9 protein-coding genes are annotated in these 16,109 nt (G+C 74.2%); 3 read left to right on the top strand and 6 right to left on the bottom strand.

Annotation, left to right across the window (positions count from 1 at the left end):
• Window positions 1-102: 102 nt before the first annotated feature.
• The 3 genes from eccE to ABT171_RS06540 all read left to right on the top strand — a co-directional run bounded on the left by eccE (window position 103) and on the right by ABT171_RS06540 (window position 5,766).
• Window positions 103-1,440, top strand: a complete 1,338-nt coding sequence (gene eccE / locus ABT171_RS06550; RefSeq protein WP_351240452.1) for a type VII secretion protein EccE — start codon at window positions 103-105, stop codon at window positions 1,438-1,440.
• Window positions 1,437-2,216 carry a hypothetical protein gene (locus ABT171_RS06545; RefSeq protein ID WP_351240450.1) on the top strand — a complete coding sequence of 260 codons (780 nt, stop codon included), beginning with the start codon at window positions 1,437-1,439 and terminating at the stop codon, window positions 2,214-2,216. Before eccE ends, ABT171_RS06545 begins: the two co-directional genes overlap by 4 nt.
• Window positions 2,217-2,562: 346 nt before the next feature.
• The gene (locus ABT171_RS06540) at window positions 2,563-5,766 is read left to right on the top strand and encodes an SCO5717 family growth-regulating ATPase (protein WP_351240448.1); all 3,204 of its coding nucleotides are present in this window, start codon (window positions 2,563-2,565) and stop codon (window positions 5,764-5,766) included.
• Window positions 5,767-5,870: 104 nt separating this feature from the next.
• Here ABT171_RS06540 and ABT171_RS06535 read toward each other — a convergent pair whose 3' ends face one another.
• The 6 genes from ABT171_RS06535 to infB all read right to left on the bottom strand — a co-directional run bounded on the left by ABT171_RS06535 (window position 5,871) and on the right by infB (window position 16,087).
• A complete protein-coding gene (locus ABT171_RS06535; RefSeq protein WP_351240446.1) occupies window positions 5,871-6,818 on the bottom strand; it encodes a bifunctional riboflavin kinase/FAD synthetase in 948 nt (315 codons plus the stop codon).
• A 137-nt stretch (window positions 6,819-6,955) separates the two neighbouring features.
• Window positions 6,956-10,858, bottom strand: coding sequence for a serine protease (locus ABT171_RS06530; protein ID WP_351240444.1), 3,903 nt, complete (start codon window positions 10,856-10,858; stop codon window positions 6,956-6,958).
• Between the two features lie 257 nt (window positions 10,859-11,115).
• Window positions 11,116-12,021 carry a tRNA pseudouridine(55) synthase TruB gene (gene truB, locus ABT171_RS06525; RefSeq protein ID WP_351240442.1) on the bottom strand — a complete coding sequence of 302 codons (906 nt, stop codon included), beginning with the start codon at window positions 12,019-12,021 and terminating at the stop codon, window positions 11,116-11,118.
• Window positions 12,018-12,479 (bottom strand): 30S ribosome-binding factor RbfA, encoded by a 462-nt coding sequence (gene rbfA / locus ABT171_RS06520; protein ID WP_351240440.1) that lies wholly within the window; start codon window positions 12,477-12,479, stop codon window positions 12,018-12,020. Before rbfA ends, truB begins: the two co-directional genes overlap by 4 nt.
• Before the next feature lie 64 nt (window positions 12,480-12,543).
• Window positions 12,544-12,837, bottom strand: a complete 294-nt coding sequence (locus tag ABT171_RS06515; RefSeq protein WP_059252917.1) for a DUF503 domain-containing protein — start codon at window positions 12,835-12,837, stop codon at window positions 12,544-12,546.
• 181 nt (window positions 12,838-13,018) lie between these two features.
• Window positions 13,019-16,087 (bottom strand): translation initiation factor IF-2, encoded by a 3,069-nt coding sequence (gene infB / locus ABT171_RS06510; protein WP_351240438.1) that lies wholly within the window; start codon window positions 16,085-16,087, stop codon window positions 13,019-13,021.
• Window positions 16,088-16,109 lie beyond the last annotated feature (22 nt).

The raw sequence follows: 16,109 nt of genomic DNA, 5'->3' as shown, positions 1-16,109 counted from the left end.
ACGGAGCGGGTCTCATGGAGCGGGTAGGGTACCTGGGCCCTCAAGGGCCTTGTTCAGTGGCCTGGTTCCAGTGAGTTGTGAGCAAATCGGGGGGATGTCGTGATGGCTTCCGGAACGCGGACGCGAGCGCGCGGCCGATCGGCGGCACGAGGCCGCGCCGCCGGGTCCGCGGCGCAGCCACGCGGGTCGTCCGCCCAGCGCGGAGCGGCCCCGCAGCCGGTCACGCTCAGCCTCAGGCCCCGGCCGGGCCAGGCCGGTTCGTTCCGTTTGCAACGGCTGGTGCTGGTGGAGCTGGCGGCCGCCGCGCTGATCGTCGGCCTGGCCATCGGAATGATGGCCCTGGTGCCGGCCGCGGTGGTGGCCCTGACGCTGGTCCTGCTCGCCTTCGTACGGCGGCGGGGCCGTTCGCTGCCCGAGTGGCTCGCCACCGCGCGGGCGCTGCGGGCCCGGCAGAAGCACGCGGCGAGCACCCCGATACCGCCGGGTACGGAGCCTGGACTGGTCCCCGCCGTGGAGTGCGAGCCCGCCCTGCGGACGTACTCCTACGGGCCGCGTGACCGGCGGCCGGTAGGCATCGTCGGTGACGGCACCTTTCTCACGGCGGTGCTCCAGGTCGAGGCCGACGCGACCGCGCTGCGGGCCGAGCGCAGCCGGCAGCCACTGCCGGTCTCCCTCGTGCGGGACGCCCTCGAAGTGGATGGAATACGGCTGGAGTCGGCGCAGATCGTGCTGCACACCCAGCCGGCCCCCGCGCTGCATCTGCCCCAGCAGTCGGTCGCCGTCGCCAACTACCTGCCGCTGCAGGAGCAGACAGGGGCCCCGGCCGTGCGCATCACCTGGATCGCGCTGAAGCTCGATCCCGAGCTGTGCGCGGAGGCGGTCACCGCGCGCGGCGGCGGTCTCCTGGGCGCGCAGAGGTGCGTGGCGCGGACCGCGGCCCATCTGGCGAGCCGCCTGACCGGCGCCGGGTTCCGGGCTCGGGTGCTCGACGAGGAGGAGCTGATCGCCGCGCTGGCCACCTCGGCGTGCGCCAATCCGCTGGTCACCGCCGACGCGGGACGCAGCGAGAGCCGGGAGCGGCGCACGGAGGAGTCCGGGCGCAGCTGGCGCTGCGACAACCGGCGGCACACCACGTACTGGGTCAGGCGCTGGCCCCAACTCGGCGGCGCCGGCGGCGAGTCGCTGCCGCAGTTCGTGGCCCGGGTCACGGCGATACCGGCCCTTGCGACCACATTCAGTCTCACCCTCGCGCAGGGCGAGCGGCAGGAGGTTTCCCTGTCCGCGCATCTGCGGGTGACCGGACGCAGTGACGACGAACTCGTGACGGCGCGTCACGCGATGGAGAACGCCGCTCGGCAGTCGGGCGCCGGCCTGGCCCGCCTCGACCGTGAGCAACTGCCCGGCATGCTGGCCACGCTGCCCCTCGGAGGTGCGCGATGACGACGATTCCGACGACGTCCGCGGCGCCGGGCACGGACGCACCGGCGGGGTCCGGTCGGCGCGGGGCGGGCGACTTGCTGCGGCACGGTCTGGGCCTGCTCGGTCCCCGGCACGGCCGGCACGGACTGCCCGTGCAGCAACTGGAGGCGCTCGCCCTGCCCATCGGGGACGACGGCGTGGTGGCCGGAGTCGACGCCGAGGGCCAGCCGGCGGTGCTGGGCATCAACCGGCCGACAGCTTACGACGTCGTGCTGATCGGCGGCCTGTGGACGGCACAGGTGCTGGCGCTGCGCTCGGCGGCCACGGGCGCCCGCGTCGCGGTGGAGACCGGCCGGCCGCAGGCCTGGATGCAGATGGTGCACGCCATGGGCGGCGGGCAGAACGGCCTGGCCGTGTACGACGTCGGCCGCGTGCCGCCGCAGGGTGCCTCGGCCGGTACACCCGTGCTGGTGGTGCGGGACTGCGGCATGCGTCCGCCCCGCGGACGTGTGGTCTCCGGGCCCTGGCAGTCGGTGCTGACCCTGTTGCCGTATCTCAGCCCGGTGGCGCCCCGGCTGCTTCGGCAGGCACGGCTCGCCGGCATCCAGCGGGTCTCGCCGGACGAGGCGGCGGAGCTGGGGCGGACCATGGGACTGACCCGTACCGAGGTGGAGTCGCTGCCGGCGCTGCCCGACGGCGTCACCCTGTGGTGCACGGACCGTGACCGGCAGTACGTGATGACCCAACCCACCGATGCCGAGATCGGATTGCTGGGCACGCCGCGCCGGATGGACTGATTTACCCTCACCGTCCCTTATGTTGCGCCCTTTGCATTCCCCCTTCGTCCCGTGGCGGTCGATTGTTCCCTTATGCCTCCGGCAAGGCACGAGACGCGGGAGGCAGTTCGGGACGTGTCGTGACCCGGCGTACACGTGCTCAGAGGTGGGCGGCCCTGCCGAGGTACGGCTCGTGGTGATTAGGCTGGGAGCGGGCGCGATGGCACGACCCGTGGACTGGTCGTCGGTGTCCCAGGGGGAGGACCGCCGGATCGGACTGCCCCGAACGACCACGGGCGACTCGGAACGACACACAACATGGTCGCCCCGCACGGCATGAGGGTGCTCGACCACACCAGGAGGAACTGTGAGCAGCGATCGGGACGGGATGCGCGGGGGCTGGGCCACACCCGGCGATGACCAGCCCGACGCGGAGGCCGTCGAGACCACCGGTGAGTTCACCATCGACTACGCTCCCCCAGCCTGGTACACGCAGAACGCGTCCGGTACGTCCGGCTCCGCCGGTTCGGCAGAAGGCTCGGATGGCGTGAGGGCTTTCGGGGCGAACGGATCCGCCGACGCGGGCGGTCCCGGCGCTCCCGCGGTTCCGCCGTTCTCGTCGGACGCGCCGGCGCCCGGACCGACTCCGCCGCCGACCGCCCAGCCCGCCGGCACCCCGCCGCAGGGAACTCCGCACCCGCCTGAGCAGGGCACTCCCTCCGCACCGGCGCAGGGTGCTTCTTTCGCGCCCCCGCAGGGCACTTCGTACGCTCCCCCGCTCCCGCCTCCCCACTCCACGCCCTACGCCGCGCCCATGCCGCCCGTCGGGAATCCCGTGCCGATGCAGAAGTTGCCGGACGAATTCGAGCTGCAGCAGGCGCAGCCCGTCCAGCAGGCGCAGCCCGTCCAGCAGGTGCAGCCGGAGGCCGTGGCGCCGCCCGTGCCGGTCGAGCCGGAGACGGCCAACGGGGACCTGGAGAGCGGGGCCACCATGCGGTTCTCCGCCGTGGCCCTGAAGCGGGAGATGGCCGAGATCGCCGAGCGCGCGGCGGCAGCCGCTAAGGAGGCCGGGTCCGGCGACGAGGGCTCCGCCGAGGTCGCCGGTACGGCTGCGGGCGACGGGGCGGCCACGCCGTCCGCCGGTGCCGAGGGCACCGTGCCCGAGGAGTCCGCGCCGGATGCCGCCGCAGCACCGCAGGGCTCCGCGGAGCCGGCGGGCGAGGAGTCCGGAGACGGGGCCGCCGCGGAGGACCGTCCCGGGGTAGTTGCCGCTGTCTCCGACGGCTCCGGGGACGCCGGGCAGGCTGAGACCTCCGACGCCGACGGGGCCGAGGAGCGGGGCGACGGCGAGGCCGAGAGCACGGTCCGGGCCGAGGGCGAGACCAGTGCCGAGGCCGGGGGCACCACCGGTGCCGGGGCTGGTTCCGCCCATGCCGTCACGGCCGATGACACCGAGTCGGATGAGGCCGGGTCCGCCGGCGCCTCCGAACCGGAGGACGCCATACCGACGGACGCCACCGGCCCGAACGGCACGGCCCAGGACGCCACCCCCCAGGACGGCACGTCTCAGCCGGGCACGCCGGAGACCGGCGCCCAGCCGCAGGGCGGCTTGCCCCACGGCACCCCGCAGCCCGGCGCTCCCCAGGCCGTACCGCCCGCTCCCCAGGACGCCGCGCCCGCCTGGACGCCTCCGCCCGCGCCGCAGAACGGGGTGCCCCCGCTGCCGCCCTCCTACCAGCCCGCGGCGCCTGCTCCGGCGGCCCAGTGGCCCGTGCAGCAGCCCGCGCCGCAGCAGCCCGGTCCGATGCCGGGGCAGCCGCAGCCGGCGCCCGCGCAGGGGCCCGGCGGTATGCCCGGACAGCAGCCGCCGTTCCAGCCCCAGGCCCCGCAGCCCGCCCCCGCCGCCTGGAACCAGCCGGGTCAGCCGGGTCAGCCGGGTCAGGGCAACCAGGTCGGAGCGCCCGCGGCGGCGCCGCAGCCGGGTCAGCCGGCGGCGGGACCGGGACAGCAGCCGGCCCCGGCGGGGCCCCCCGCGCCGAGCGGCTACGGCTTCCCGCAGCCCGGCACCCCCAACGCCCAGCCGCAGCCGCAGCCGCAGCCCGGTGGATACGGGTTCCCGCAGGCACCGGCCCCGCAGGCGAACCCCAACGCGCAGGCACAGCCCGGCGGATACGGGTTCCCGCAGGCGCCGGTCGATCCGCGGTCCGGTGCCGCGTGGCCGCAGCCCGTTCAGCACGACCAGCGGCAGCCGACCAACCCGGGTGCGGCGCCGCTCGGTTACACCGCCGCCGTGGAGCTGTCCTCGGACCGACTGCTCAACAACAAGAGGCAGAAGGCGAAGAGCGGGCGGCCCGCCGCGGCGGGCGGCCGGTTCAAGATCGGCGGCAAGAAGGAGGAGGCCGAGCGGCAGCGCAAGCTGGAGCTGATCCGCACGCCGGTGCTCTCCTGCTACCGCATCGCGGTCATCAGCCTCAAGGGCGGCGTCGGGAAGACCACGACCACCACGGCGCTCGGCTCCACCCTCGCCACCGAGCGGCAGGACAAGATCCTCGCCATCGACGCCAACCCGGACGCCGGCACGCTCGGGCGGCGTGTGCGCCGGGAGACCGGGGCGACCATCCGCGACCTCGTCCAGGCGATCCCGTACCTGAACTCGTACATGGACATCCGGCGGTTCACCTCGCAGGCGTCCTCCGGGCTGGAGATCATCGCCAACGACGTGGACCCGGCCGTCTCGACGACGTTCAACGACGAGGACTACCGGCGGGCGATCGACGTGCTCGGCCGGCAGTACCCGGTCATCCTGACCGACTCGGGCACCGGTCTGCTGTACAGCGCCATGCGCGGGGTGCTCGACCTCGCCGACCAGCTCATCATCATCTCCACGCCGTCCGTGGACGGTGCGAGCAGCGCCAGTACGACGCTGGACTGGCTGTCCGCGCACGGGTACGCGGACCTGGTCTCGCGGTCCCTCACCGTGATCTCCGGGGTCCGCGAGACCGGCAAGATGATCAAGGTCGAGGACATCGTGTCGCACTTCGAGACGCGGACCCGCGGGGTCGTGGTCGTGCCCTTCGACGAGCATCTGGCCGCCGGTGCCGAGGTCGACCTCGACATGATGCGGCCGCGGACGCGCGAGGCGTACTTCAACCTCGCCGCGCTGGTCGCCGAGGACTTCGTACGGCACCAGCAGTCGCACGGGCTGTGGACCAGCGACGGCAACCCACCGCCGGTGGCCGCCCCGCCCATGCCGGGCCAGCCGATGCCCGGTCAGCCCATGCCCGGCCAGCCGATGCCGGGCCAGCCGATGCCGGGCCAGCCCATGCCGGGTCAGCCGATGCCCGGCCAGCCCTATCCGCCCGGCCAGCAGCCCTACCCGCCCCAGCAGGGCCAGCCGTACCCGCAGGCCGCGCCGGGCCAGCAGCCGTACCCGCAGGCGGCGCCGGGTCAGCAGCAGCCCTACCCGCAGGCGGCGCCGGGTCAGCAGCAGCCCTACCCTCCGCAGCAGCCTGGCCAGCCCTACGGCTACCCGCAGCCTCCGCAGCAGGGGCAGCAGCCGCCGCAGCAGTAGCACGGAAAAGGGCGGCCGGTGCGTTCTTCGCACCGGCCGCCCTTCGCCATGCAGAAATGGCGGAATGGAGGAATGGAGAAGCGGGGGAACGCGCCGCGTAGGACCTACGCCTCCGCGGCGACGATCTCCCGGCACCGCTTCACATCCGCGGCCATCTGCTCCAGCAGGGCCTCCAGCGAGTCGAACTTCGCCTGGCCGCGCACGTAGGAGAGGAAGTCGACGGCGACGTGCAGCCCGTACAGGTCGAGGCCGACGCGGTCGATGGCGTACGCCTCCACCGTGCGCTCGGTGCCGTCGAACTGCGGGTTCGTGCCCACGGAGATCGCGGCCGGCATGGCCTCGCCCTCGACGTGCAGATAGCCGGCGTACACACCGTCCGCGGGGATGGCGGTATGCGGGAGGGTCTCCACATTGGCCGTGGGGAAGCCCAGTTCACGGCCGCGCTGGGCGCCGCGCACGACCACGCCCTCCACGCGGTGCGGGCGGCCCAGGATCTCGCGGGCGCCCTCGACGTCGCCCTCGGCGACCAGGCGGCGGGTCAGGGTGGAGGAGAACGGCTGTCCGCCGCCCGCCTCGCCGGTGACGTACAGGTCGACGACCTCGACCTCGAAGTCGTAGGTCTTGCCCTGCTCGGCGAGGAAGTCGACGTTGCCGGCGGCCTTGTGGCCGAAGCGGAAGTTGGGGCCCTCCACGACCGCCTTCGCGTGCAGCTTGTCCACCAGGACCTTCACGACGAACTCGGCGGGCGAGAGCTTCGAGAACTCGGTGGTGAAGGGGAGGATGAGGACCGCGTCCACGCCCAGGTCCGCCATCAGCTCGGCGCGGCGGTGGTGCGGGGCGAGCAGCGGCGGGTGGCTGCCGGGGCGGACGACCTCGCTGGGGTGCGGGTCGAAGGTGACCACGACGGCCGGGACGCCCAGCTCGCGGGCGCGGTCGACGGCGTGCTTGATGATCAGCTGGTGGCCCCGGTGGACGCCGTCGTAGGAACCGATGGTGACGACGCTGCGCCCCCAGTCCTGGGGGATCTCCTCCAAGCCACGCCAGCGCTGCACTGTGACCGCTCCTCGAACCCGTGTCCGTGTCTGTCCTGACCTCTTGTGCAGGTCTAAGGGTGCCATGCCGGGTGCCCCGGGCCCGCATCGGTACCAGGGCTGTGACCGGGCGCACGTTCACCGCTCGGCCCGGCGGCTCACGCCGGTACGCGCGGGCCCGCCAGGTTCTCCAGCATGCGGCGGGTGCTGGGGCCCACCACGGCGGCCCAGTCCTCCGGGGCGGCGGCCAGCCAGCGGGCCATCCGGGCGGCGAAGCCGGGCACGTGCCGGCCCAGGTCGACCAGGCCGCGGTCGAAGTGGGTGGCGCCCTCGGGGGTGCGGACGAGGAGCAGGCCGGTGCGGTGGACGAGCCCGCGGGCCTCCTCCTCCCAGCCCTCCCCGTCTTCCCGGGCTTCCCTGTCTTCCCCGCCCTCCCGGTCTCCCCCGCCATCGGCGCCTCCACCGCCCTCCGCACCGCCGTCGCCGTAGCCGTGCGCGGCCGCCGCGTGCAGGACGGCGTCCAGGACGGAGGCGGCCTGTTCCCGGGCGAGCAGGAACTCCAGCAGTTCGCGGCGCAGGGGGCGGGAGGCGGCGGTGCCGGGGGCGGCCAGGACGGTCGCGAGGGCGGTCCGCAGCTGTTCGGGGGCGTCGTCGAGCAGGCCGGTGACCAGCGGCAGCAGGACCGGGCGGGTGGTGGGGCCCTGGGCGAGGCGGCGGTCGACATGGGCGGCGACGTGTCCGGCGGTGGCCGGGTGCAGCCGTACCGCCTCCCGGATCAGGGCCGCGACGCGGCGGGCGAGGGCCGGGGTCGTGACGTCGGTCAGGGTGCCCAGTGCCTCGCGCGCGTGGGGGCCGCGCAGTCGGGCGCGGAAGGCCTCCAGGACCGGTTCGGGGTGGATGGTCAGGGCGGGGGCCAGGGCGCCCGGCGGGAACTGCGGGTCGCCGTCGGCGAAGTGCCGCAGGGCCGCGGTGAGGTGCCGGTCGCGGGTGTGCGGGTCGAGGACCAGCAGGGCGAGGGCGCCGCCGTGCAGGGTGCAGTCGGCGGGGCGGGCGAGCAGGGCGAGGGCGGCGTAGCGCAGCAGCTCGCGGTCGGCCGTCGAGCGGACGTGCGGGGCCGCGCGCAGCCCGAAGGCCACGGCCGCGACCCGGCGGGCGGGGCGCTCGTCGTGCGCCCAGCGGTCCACGGCCCGGCACACGGCCGACGGTTCGTCCTCGGCGAGGGTGGTGAGCAGTTCGTCGGCGCGCGGGTGCGCGCTCGCCACCAGGATCTCGGTGAGGTCGTCCAGCGCGCCGTGCCGGTGGGTGTGCAGCAGTGCCTGGGCGGCGGTCGCGACGGTGGCGTGCGGCGTCGCGGGCAGCGGCCGCTCGTCGTCGAACCAGCGCGTCAGCCCCGGCTGTACGACGGCGGGGGCGGCGGCGAGCAGCCGGGCGACGGCGTCCAGGTAGCGTTCGCCGGCCTCCGGGGGCGCCTGGTCGGCCAGCACGAGACGGCGCAGCAGATCGAGCCGCTCGGTGTCGCGGACCGGCAGTTCGGTCCAGAAGGCGGGACCGAACTCGGCAGGCACGGGCCGCTGGGCGCGGCGCCAGTCGACGACGCGGTCGGCGAGCAGCCGCAGCACCTCGGTGTACGGGGTCGCGTCCGGGACCTGGAGCAGGGTGCGGGCGAGCAGCCGGGCAGCCCACCAGGAGCCGGCATCGCGGTCCAGGGCGTCCGTCAAGTCCCGCAGCCGGGCGGCGAGTCGGTGTTCTCCGTACTGCCGGGCGAGGAGCAGCAGGGCTTGCACGACGGGGCCGATCCGGTGGTGCGGCACCGGCACGGGAGCGGTTGCGCGGTCGGCGCGGGGGCGGTGGACCAGGACGCGCAGGGCCTCGTCGAGGTCGAGGTGCAGGCCCTGGATCCAGTCGGCCAGCTCCTCGTGCGCGAAGCGGTAGCCGCGGCCCGCCGGGACGAGGAGGCCCTCGGTGAGGACGGCGGACGCCCAGCCGGCGCCGCCGCCCAGCCGGGCCGGGGCAGGCCCCCAGGGGAACACCGCTTCGAAGGACTCCCGGTCCAGCTCGCCCTGGCCGGGCCCGAGGCTGCGCCGGGCGGCCTCGTGCACCTGCCCGGCGACGCGTGCGGCGAGCCGGCGTACGGCCGTGCCGCGCAGGCCGCTCCCGGCGGCGAGCCGGACCGCGATCCGCAGGCACATCAGGTCCAGGTGGGCCGCGAACACCTCGTGCCGGTCGACCGGCCCCGTGACCGGCATGTCCGGCACGGCGGCGCGGACCTCGGCCAACAGGCGGAGGGTCAGCGGATGCCGGGCTTCGCGCTCGGCGAGGACCCCGTCCGGGATCCAGTAGCGGGCCCGGGCGAGACGCGCCTCGTCCTCGGTGAGGTCGGGGAGGCGCAGGTGGGGCGGGAGGGTGGGGGTGGGCCCGCTGGGGGCGTGCTCGGTGGGGGCGGGTGCGTCCTCCGGCGCAGTGGTCCCGGAGGTGGAAACGGCCGGCATGGGCGAGGCTGTGGCGGGGGCCGGGCACGGCGGGGTGTACAGCAGGTCGGTGGGGAATTCCGCCCCCGCGCGCTCCCAGTACTCCTCCCGGCAGGCCACCACCAGACGTGCGCCGGTCTCCCGCAGCCAGGCGGCCGTTCCCGCCGTCCACTCGGGCAGCCGGTGGGCGAGGACGGGGGGCATCTCCTCGGGGCCGTCGAGGAGGAGCAGCAGCGGGCGGCCGGCCCGTGCGGCGAGGCGGGCCAGGCGTTCCGGGCCGAGGTCCCCCAGGTCGGCGGGGTGGCCGGCGCGGGCGGCGGCGATGATCCGTGCGGCCCGTTCCAGGGTGCGGCGGGCCGCGTCGGCCACGGAGCCGTCGGCGTCCTCCAGGTCGGCGCCGCGCAGCCAGAGCGTCGGGGCGGGGCGCTCGCCGCGGGCCCGCCGTGCGGCGAGCGCGGCGAGTTCCGTCGTACGGCCGCTGCCCGGGGCGCCGACCAGCCCGAGCACCGTGCGATCGCCCTCCGTGAAGGCCGTCAACTCGCTTACCGCATCGCCCCGTTCGACCGGTCCCACGGCACCCGCGAGGAAGCTCCGGGGGCTGTCCTGGCCGGCCGAGGTGGCGGTCAGCTGCAGGATGCCGGCCAGGTTGAGGTCGGCGCCGTAGGCGGGCACCGTGGCCGCGTTGCGGGCGAGCAGTTCCGCGAGGGGGCCGTCGGCGGGTCGAAGCGGCACCGCGAAGCCCGTGTCGCGCTGTGCCGAGTGCAGGGCGGTGCCGAGGACGCCGAGCACCGCGCCGGTGCCCGCGTCGAGCACCGGTCCCCCGGCCGCCCCGCCGCCCAGCCGCAGTGCGTCCTGGCCGGCGGTGCCGATGGCCAGCTCCAGCGCCTCCTGGACGAGGTGGAAGCGGTCGGTGGCGGTGTACGTCACCTCGGTGGCGGCCAGCACCCGTGCCTCCCGCCAGCAGCCCGCCGGGACCCGTACGTACGTACCGGCGTCGATGCGTTCCCGCGCGGTCAGCGGCAGTGGCTCCAGGCCCAGGCCCTGGGTGCGGATCAGGGCCAGGTCGAGGGCGGGCAGTGGGGTGACGGCGTCGGCGGCCACCACACAGGTGTGGTCGTCCGCGGTACGCAGGACGAGCTGGGGCAGACCGTCGACGGCCTCATGGCTGGTGAGCAGGGTCCCCTGGTGATCGGCGGGGAATCCGACGCCCCGGGGCCGTCCGGCGAGGTCGCGGATCTGGACGAGGGCGGGGTCGGGACCGGGGCCGGGGCCGTCGCCGGTGAGCCGGGCGGGGCCGGCTGTGGGGGCGGCGGGGTGCGGGGTGTTGCCGATGCCGGTCGTTCCGGTGGTTCTGCCGATGCTGCCGATGCCACTGGTACCGGTGGTGTATGCGGTGCCCGCAGGGTTGCTGGTGCGGCAGCTGCCGGCGGTGCCGGTCGTGTACCCGGTGTCGTTGCCCCCGGCCCCGGCAGCCGTGCGGTCCCTGCCGTGCCCCCGGCCCCGGTCCTCCCGTCGAGCGCCGTACGCCGGTTCCCCCGTGCCGTCCGCCGCAGCCCCGCGACCGCTTCCGGTGCGCGGGCCCCGTCCCGCCATGCCGTACCTCCCGCCCTTACCGACGTGCCCTGTTCCCGACGGTAGGTGCGCGGTGATCGACGGGACAGATCGCCAGGCGAAAGCGCCCCCTTCCGCTCCCCCGGTTCACTCCGAGCGCCTGCCCGGACGGGTGAATAGACGGGAGCCGTTGGATAACCCTAGAGGTGGGGGAACCGAGGGGGGACCGTGGAGCGGCGGCCGGGGCGCACGAGCGCGGCCGGCCGCCGCTCCACGGGCGACGCCCGTGGCAGGGTGTCTCAGCCGAAGACGGCCAGGCTCTTGGCCTTGCCCTTCTGCTGCTCGACAAGCGCGAGGAAACGGCCCTCGGGGTCGAACACGGCGACGGGACCGACGCCCGCGTACTCGTCCGGCATCTCCAGCCGGACGCCGTTCCGCAGCAGCCCGGCGCGCCGGGCGTCCACCTGCCAGCGCGGGAACGCGGCCTCGGCGGCCTGGGCGATCGGCATCACGGTCAGCTCCTGCTGGAGCTGGTCCAGCGTCTTCGCCGTGTCGATCTTGTACGGTCCGACGCGCGTCCGGCGCAGCGCGGTGAGGTGGCCGCCGACGCCCAGGTCGGCCCCCAGGTCGCGGGCCAGGGCGCGGATGTAGGTGCCGGAGGAGCAGACCACGGACACGACCAGGTCGAGCACCGCGGTGCCGTCGTCGGCGACGGCGTCCCGGACGTCGTACACCGTGAAGGAGGAGACCGTTACCGGCCGCGCGGGGATCTCGAAGTCCTCGCCGTCGCGGGCCCGCTTGTACGACCGTACGCCGTCGATCTTGATGGCGCTGACCTTGGACGGGACCTGCATGATGTCGCCGGTCAGCTTGGCGATGCCGGAGTCGATGGCGTCCCGGGTCACCTTGGAGGCGTCGGTGGACGAGGTGATCTCGCCCTCGGCGTCGTCGGTGATCGTGTTCTGGCCCAGGCGGATGGTGCCCAGGTACTCCTTCTCGGTGAGGGCGAGGTGTCCGAGGAGCTTGGTGGCGCGCTCGACCCCGAGGACCAGGACACCGGTCGCCATCGGGTCGAGGGTGCCGGCGTGGCCGACGCGGCGGGTCCTGGCGATCCCGCGCATCTTGGCGACCACGTCGTGCGAAGTGAAGCCCGACGGCTTGTCGACGATGACGAGGCCGTCGGGCGTGGTGTGCTTCTGGGTCATTCCGCGGCGTCGCCGTCCGTCTCGGTCGTGTCGTCGTCCGCCGGCTTGCGGTACGGGTCAGCGCCGCCCGCGTAGTGGGCGCCGGCGGAGGCCTCGCGGACCTTCGCGTCGGACTGCCGTGCCTTGTCGAGGAGGTCCTCGATGGTCCGGGCGGTGTCCGGCAGGGCGTCCGCGACGAAGGTCAGGGTCGGCGTGAACTTCACGCCCGCCGCGCGGCCGACCTCGGAGCGCAGGATGCCCTTGGCGCTCTCCAGGCCCGCCGCCGCGGCCTTCCGCTCCTCGTCGTCGCCGTAGACCGTGTAGAAGACGGTCGCCTCCCGCAGGTCACCCGTGACCCGGGTGTCCGTGATGGTGACGTGCGAGCCGAGCCGCGGGTCCTTGATCCCGCGCTGCAGCTTCTGGGCCACCACCTCCCGGATGAGGTCCGCCAGCCTTTTCGCCCGCGCGTTGTCGGCCACTGGTCCGTCTCCCGTTCTTTCTTCTTCTTGCGTTCTGTGGTCTGGTCGCCGGTTGTTGTGCGTGTCAGTCGTCTTCGCCGTGGAAGCGGCGTCGGACCGACAGCAGTTCCACCTCCGGGCGGGCGGCGACCAGCCGTTCGCACCGGTCCAGTACGTCGGTGAGATGCGCCGCGTCGCCGGAGACCATGGCGAGGCCGATGATCGCCCGCCGGTGGAGGTCCATGTGGTCCACCTCGGCCGCGCTCACCGCGTACTTCCGCTGGAGTTCGGCGACGATCGGGCGGACGACGGAGCGCTTCTCCTTCAGCGAGTGGACGTCGCCGAGGAGGAGGTCGAAGGACAGAGTCCCCACATACATGTGTGTGACCGGTTCACCCGCCGGTACGGGATCGATGGCCCCGGGCCCGTGTGGGCCGGGGACACCAAGAAGGTTACGCGAACCCGCGCGGCCGCTCGACGGGGTTTTCCGCGGCCCCGGCAACGGCGAGCTGGCCGACGGGACCGAAGTCCCGCCGGCCAGCTCCGGAAACCGTGGGCCGTTACGCCCGCGGCTTCTCCCGCATCTCGTACGTCGCGATGACGTCGTCGACCTTGATGTCGTTGAAGTTGCCGAGGTTGATACCACCCTCGTAGCCTTCGCGGATCTCGGTGACGTCGTCCTTGAAGCGACGCAGGCCCTCGATGTTGAGGTTCTCCGCGACCACCTTGCCGTCGCGGATGAGGCGCGCCTTGGTGTTGCGCTTGACCTCGCCCGAGCGGATGAGGACACCGGCGATGTTGCCCAGCTTGGACGACTTGAAGACCTCGCGGATCTCCGCCGTACCGAGCTCGACCTCTTCGTACTCCGGCTTGAGCATGCCCTTGAGGGCCGCCTCGATCTCCTCGATCGCCTGGTAGATGACCGAGTAGTACCGGACGTCCACACCCTCGCGCTCGGCCATCTGCGCCGCGCGGCCGGCCGCACGGACGTTGAAGCCGATCACGATGGCGTCGGAGCCCATGGCCAGGTCGATGTCGGACTCCGTGACCGCACCGACACCGCGGTGCAGGACGCGGATGTCGACCTCTTCGCCGACGTCCAGCTGGAGCAGCGAGGACTCGAGGGCCTCGACGGAACCAGAAGCGTCACCCTTGATGATCAGGTTCAGCTGCTGGACCTCGCCGGCCTTGAGCACCTTGTCCAGGTCCTCCAGGGACACGCGGCGCGTGCGCTTGGCGAAGGCCGCGTTGCGCTCACGGGCGGCGCGCTTCTCGGCGATCTGACGGGCCGTACGGTCCTCGTCCACCACCAGGAAGTTGTCGCCCGCACCCGGGACGTTGGTCAGGCCCAGGACCTGGACCGGCGTCGACGGGCCGGCCTCGGCGACGTTGTTGCCGTTGTCGTCGAGCATGGCGCGGACACGGCCGTAGGCGTCGCCCACCACCATCGTGTCGCCGACCCGCAGCGTGCCTCGCTGGACGAGGACCGTCGCCACGGCACCGCGGCCGCGGTCGAGGCGGGACTCGATCGAGATGCCCTGCGCGTCCTGGTTCGGGTTGGCCCGCAGGTCGAGCGAGGCGTCGGCCGTGAGGATCACGGCCTCCAGCAGCGAGTCGATGTGCAGACCCTGCTTGGCGGAGATGTCGACGAACATGGTGTCGCCGCCGTACTCCTCGGCCACCAGGCCGTACTCGGTCAGCTGACCGCGCACCTTGGTCGGGTCGGCACCCTCGACGTCGATCTTGTTGACCGCGACCACGATCGGCACGTCGGCCGCCTTGGCGTGGTTGAGCGCCTCGACCGTCTGCGGCATGACGCCGTCGTTGGCCGCGACGACCAGGATCGCGATGTCGGTCGACTTCGCACCACGGGCACGCATGGCGGTGAACGCCTCGTGACCCGGGGTGTCGATGAAGGTGATCTTGCGCTCTTCGTCGTTGACCTCGGTCGCGACCTGGTAGGCACCGATGTGCTGGGTGATGCCACCGGCCTCGCCCGCAATGACGTTCGTCTTGCGGATCGCGTCGAGCAGTCGGGTCTTACCGTGGTCGACGTGACCCATGACGGTCACCACCGGCGGACGGACGACCAGGTCCTCCTCGGAGCCCTCGTCCTCGCCGAACTCGATGTCGAAGGACTCGAGAAGCTCGCGGTCCTCCTCCTCCGGGCTGACGATCTGAACCGCGTAGTTCATCTCGTCCGCGAGGAGCTGCAGCGTCTCGTCGGAGACGGACTGCGTCGCGGTGACCATCTCGCCGAGGTTCATCATGACCGCGACGAGCGACGCCGGGTTGGCGTTGATCTTCTCCGCGAAGTCGGTGAGCGACGCGCCGCGGGAGAGACGGATGGTCTCGCCGTTGCCGCGCGGCAGCATCACGCCGCCGACGCTCGGGGCCTGCATGGCCTCGTACTCCTGGCGCCTCTGCCGCTTCGACTTGCGGCCACGGCGCGCGGGACCGCCGGGACGGCCGAAGGCGCCCTGCGTGCCACCACGACCGCCCGGACCACCGGGACGACCGCCGAAGCCGGGACGGCCACCGCCGCCACCGCCGGGACCACCGGGACGGCCGGCGAAGCCGCCACCGCCACCGCCGCCGGGACCACCGGGACGGCCGGCGAAGCCGCCACCGCCACCGCCACCGGGACGACCGGCGAAGCCGGGACGGCCACCGCCGCCACCGCCGGGACGACCGCCGGCACCGGGACCGCGGCCGCCGGGGCCACCGCCGCCCGGACGCGGGCCGGCAGCGGGACGCTGCGGCATCATGCCGGGGTTCGGACGCGGACCGGCCGGGCCGGGACGCGGACCGCCCTGCGGCCGGGGCATGCCGGCCGGCGACGGGCGGGGACCGCCGGGAGCCTGCGGACGCGGACCGCCGCCCTGCTGGCCGGGGGCCTGCGGACGGGGACCGGCGCCGGGGGCACCCGGGCCGCCCGGACGGGGACCGCCCTGCGGGCGCGGGGCCTGCGGACGGGCCATGCCGGTGGAGCCACCGGAGGTGAAGGGGTTGTTGCCCGGACGCGGACCGGCCGGACGGGCACCCGGACGCGGGGCCTGGCCACCGGCGCGCGGAGCGCCCTGGCCCGGACGGGCCTGGCCCTGGCCGGAGGCCGGACGGCCACCGGGCTTCGGGGCACCCGGACGGGCGCCCGGACGCGGACCCTGCGCGGCCGGAGCCTGCGGGGTCTGGGCGGCCGGAGCGGCCGGCGGAGCGGTGAACTCCGGGGCGGCCGGAGCCGGACGCGGCGCGGGCTTCGGGCCGGGAACCGGACGCGGACCCGGGGCCGGCGCGGGCGCCGAGGGAGCCGACGGGGCGGCCGGCTGCTGGGCAGCGGGCGCCGTCGGAGGCTTGGGAGCCGCCGGCCTCGGGGCCGGGGCAGCCGGACGTGCCGCCTGCGCCGGGGAGGGCGCGGCGGGCTTGGGGGAAGCCTTGCGGGGGGCGGGCTTACCGGCGGACTTGCCGTTGCCACCGCCCTGGAAGGCGTCGGTCAGCTTGCGTACAACCGGCGCTTCGATGGTCGAAGACGCCGAACGGACGAATTCACCGAGTTCCTGGAGCTTGGCCATGACGACCTTGCTCTCGACACCGAACTCCTTGGCGAGTTCGTAGACCCGGACCTTAGCCACTTCGCTCCTTTGAGGTCCGGGT

The organism is Streptomyces sp. NPDC001851 (genome assembly GCF_040297165.1).
Classification (GTDB): Bacteria; Actinomycetota; Actinomycetes; order Streptomycetales; family Streptomycetaceae; genus Streptomyces.
The sequence above is the reverse complement of the archived record's forward strand: the minus strand, read 5'-3'. Positions and strand labels throughout refer to the sequence as shown.

Bases quoted from the DNA above. Each gene is read 5' to 3' on its own strand.
- eccE (WP_351240452.1), top strand. From the start codon at position 103: ATGGCTTCCGGAACGCGGACGCGAGCGCGCGGCCGATCGGCGGCACGA.
- ABT171_RS06545 (WP_351240450.1), top strand. From the start codon at position 1,437: ATGACGACGATTCCGACGACGTCCGCGGCGCCGGGCACGGACGCACCG.
- ABT171_RS06530 (WP_351240444.1), bottom strand. From the start codon at position 10,858: ATGGCGGGACGGGGCCCGCGCACCGGAAGCGGTCGCGGGGCTGCGGCG.
- truB (WP_351240442.1), bottom strand. From the start codon at position 12,021: ATGACCCAGAAGCACACCACGCCCGACGGCCTCGTCATCGTCGACAAG.
- ABT171_RS06515 (WP_059252917.1), bottom strand. From the start codon at position 12,837: ATGTATGTGGGGACTCTGTCCTTCGACCTCCTCCTCGGCGACGTCCAC.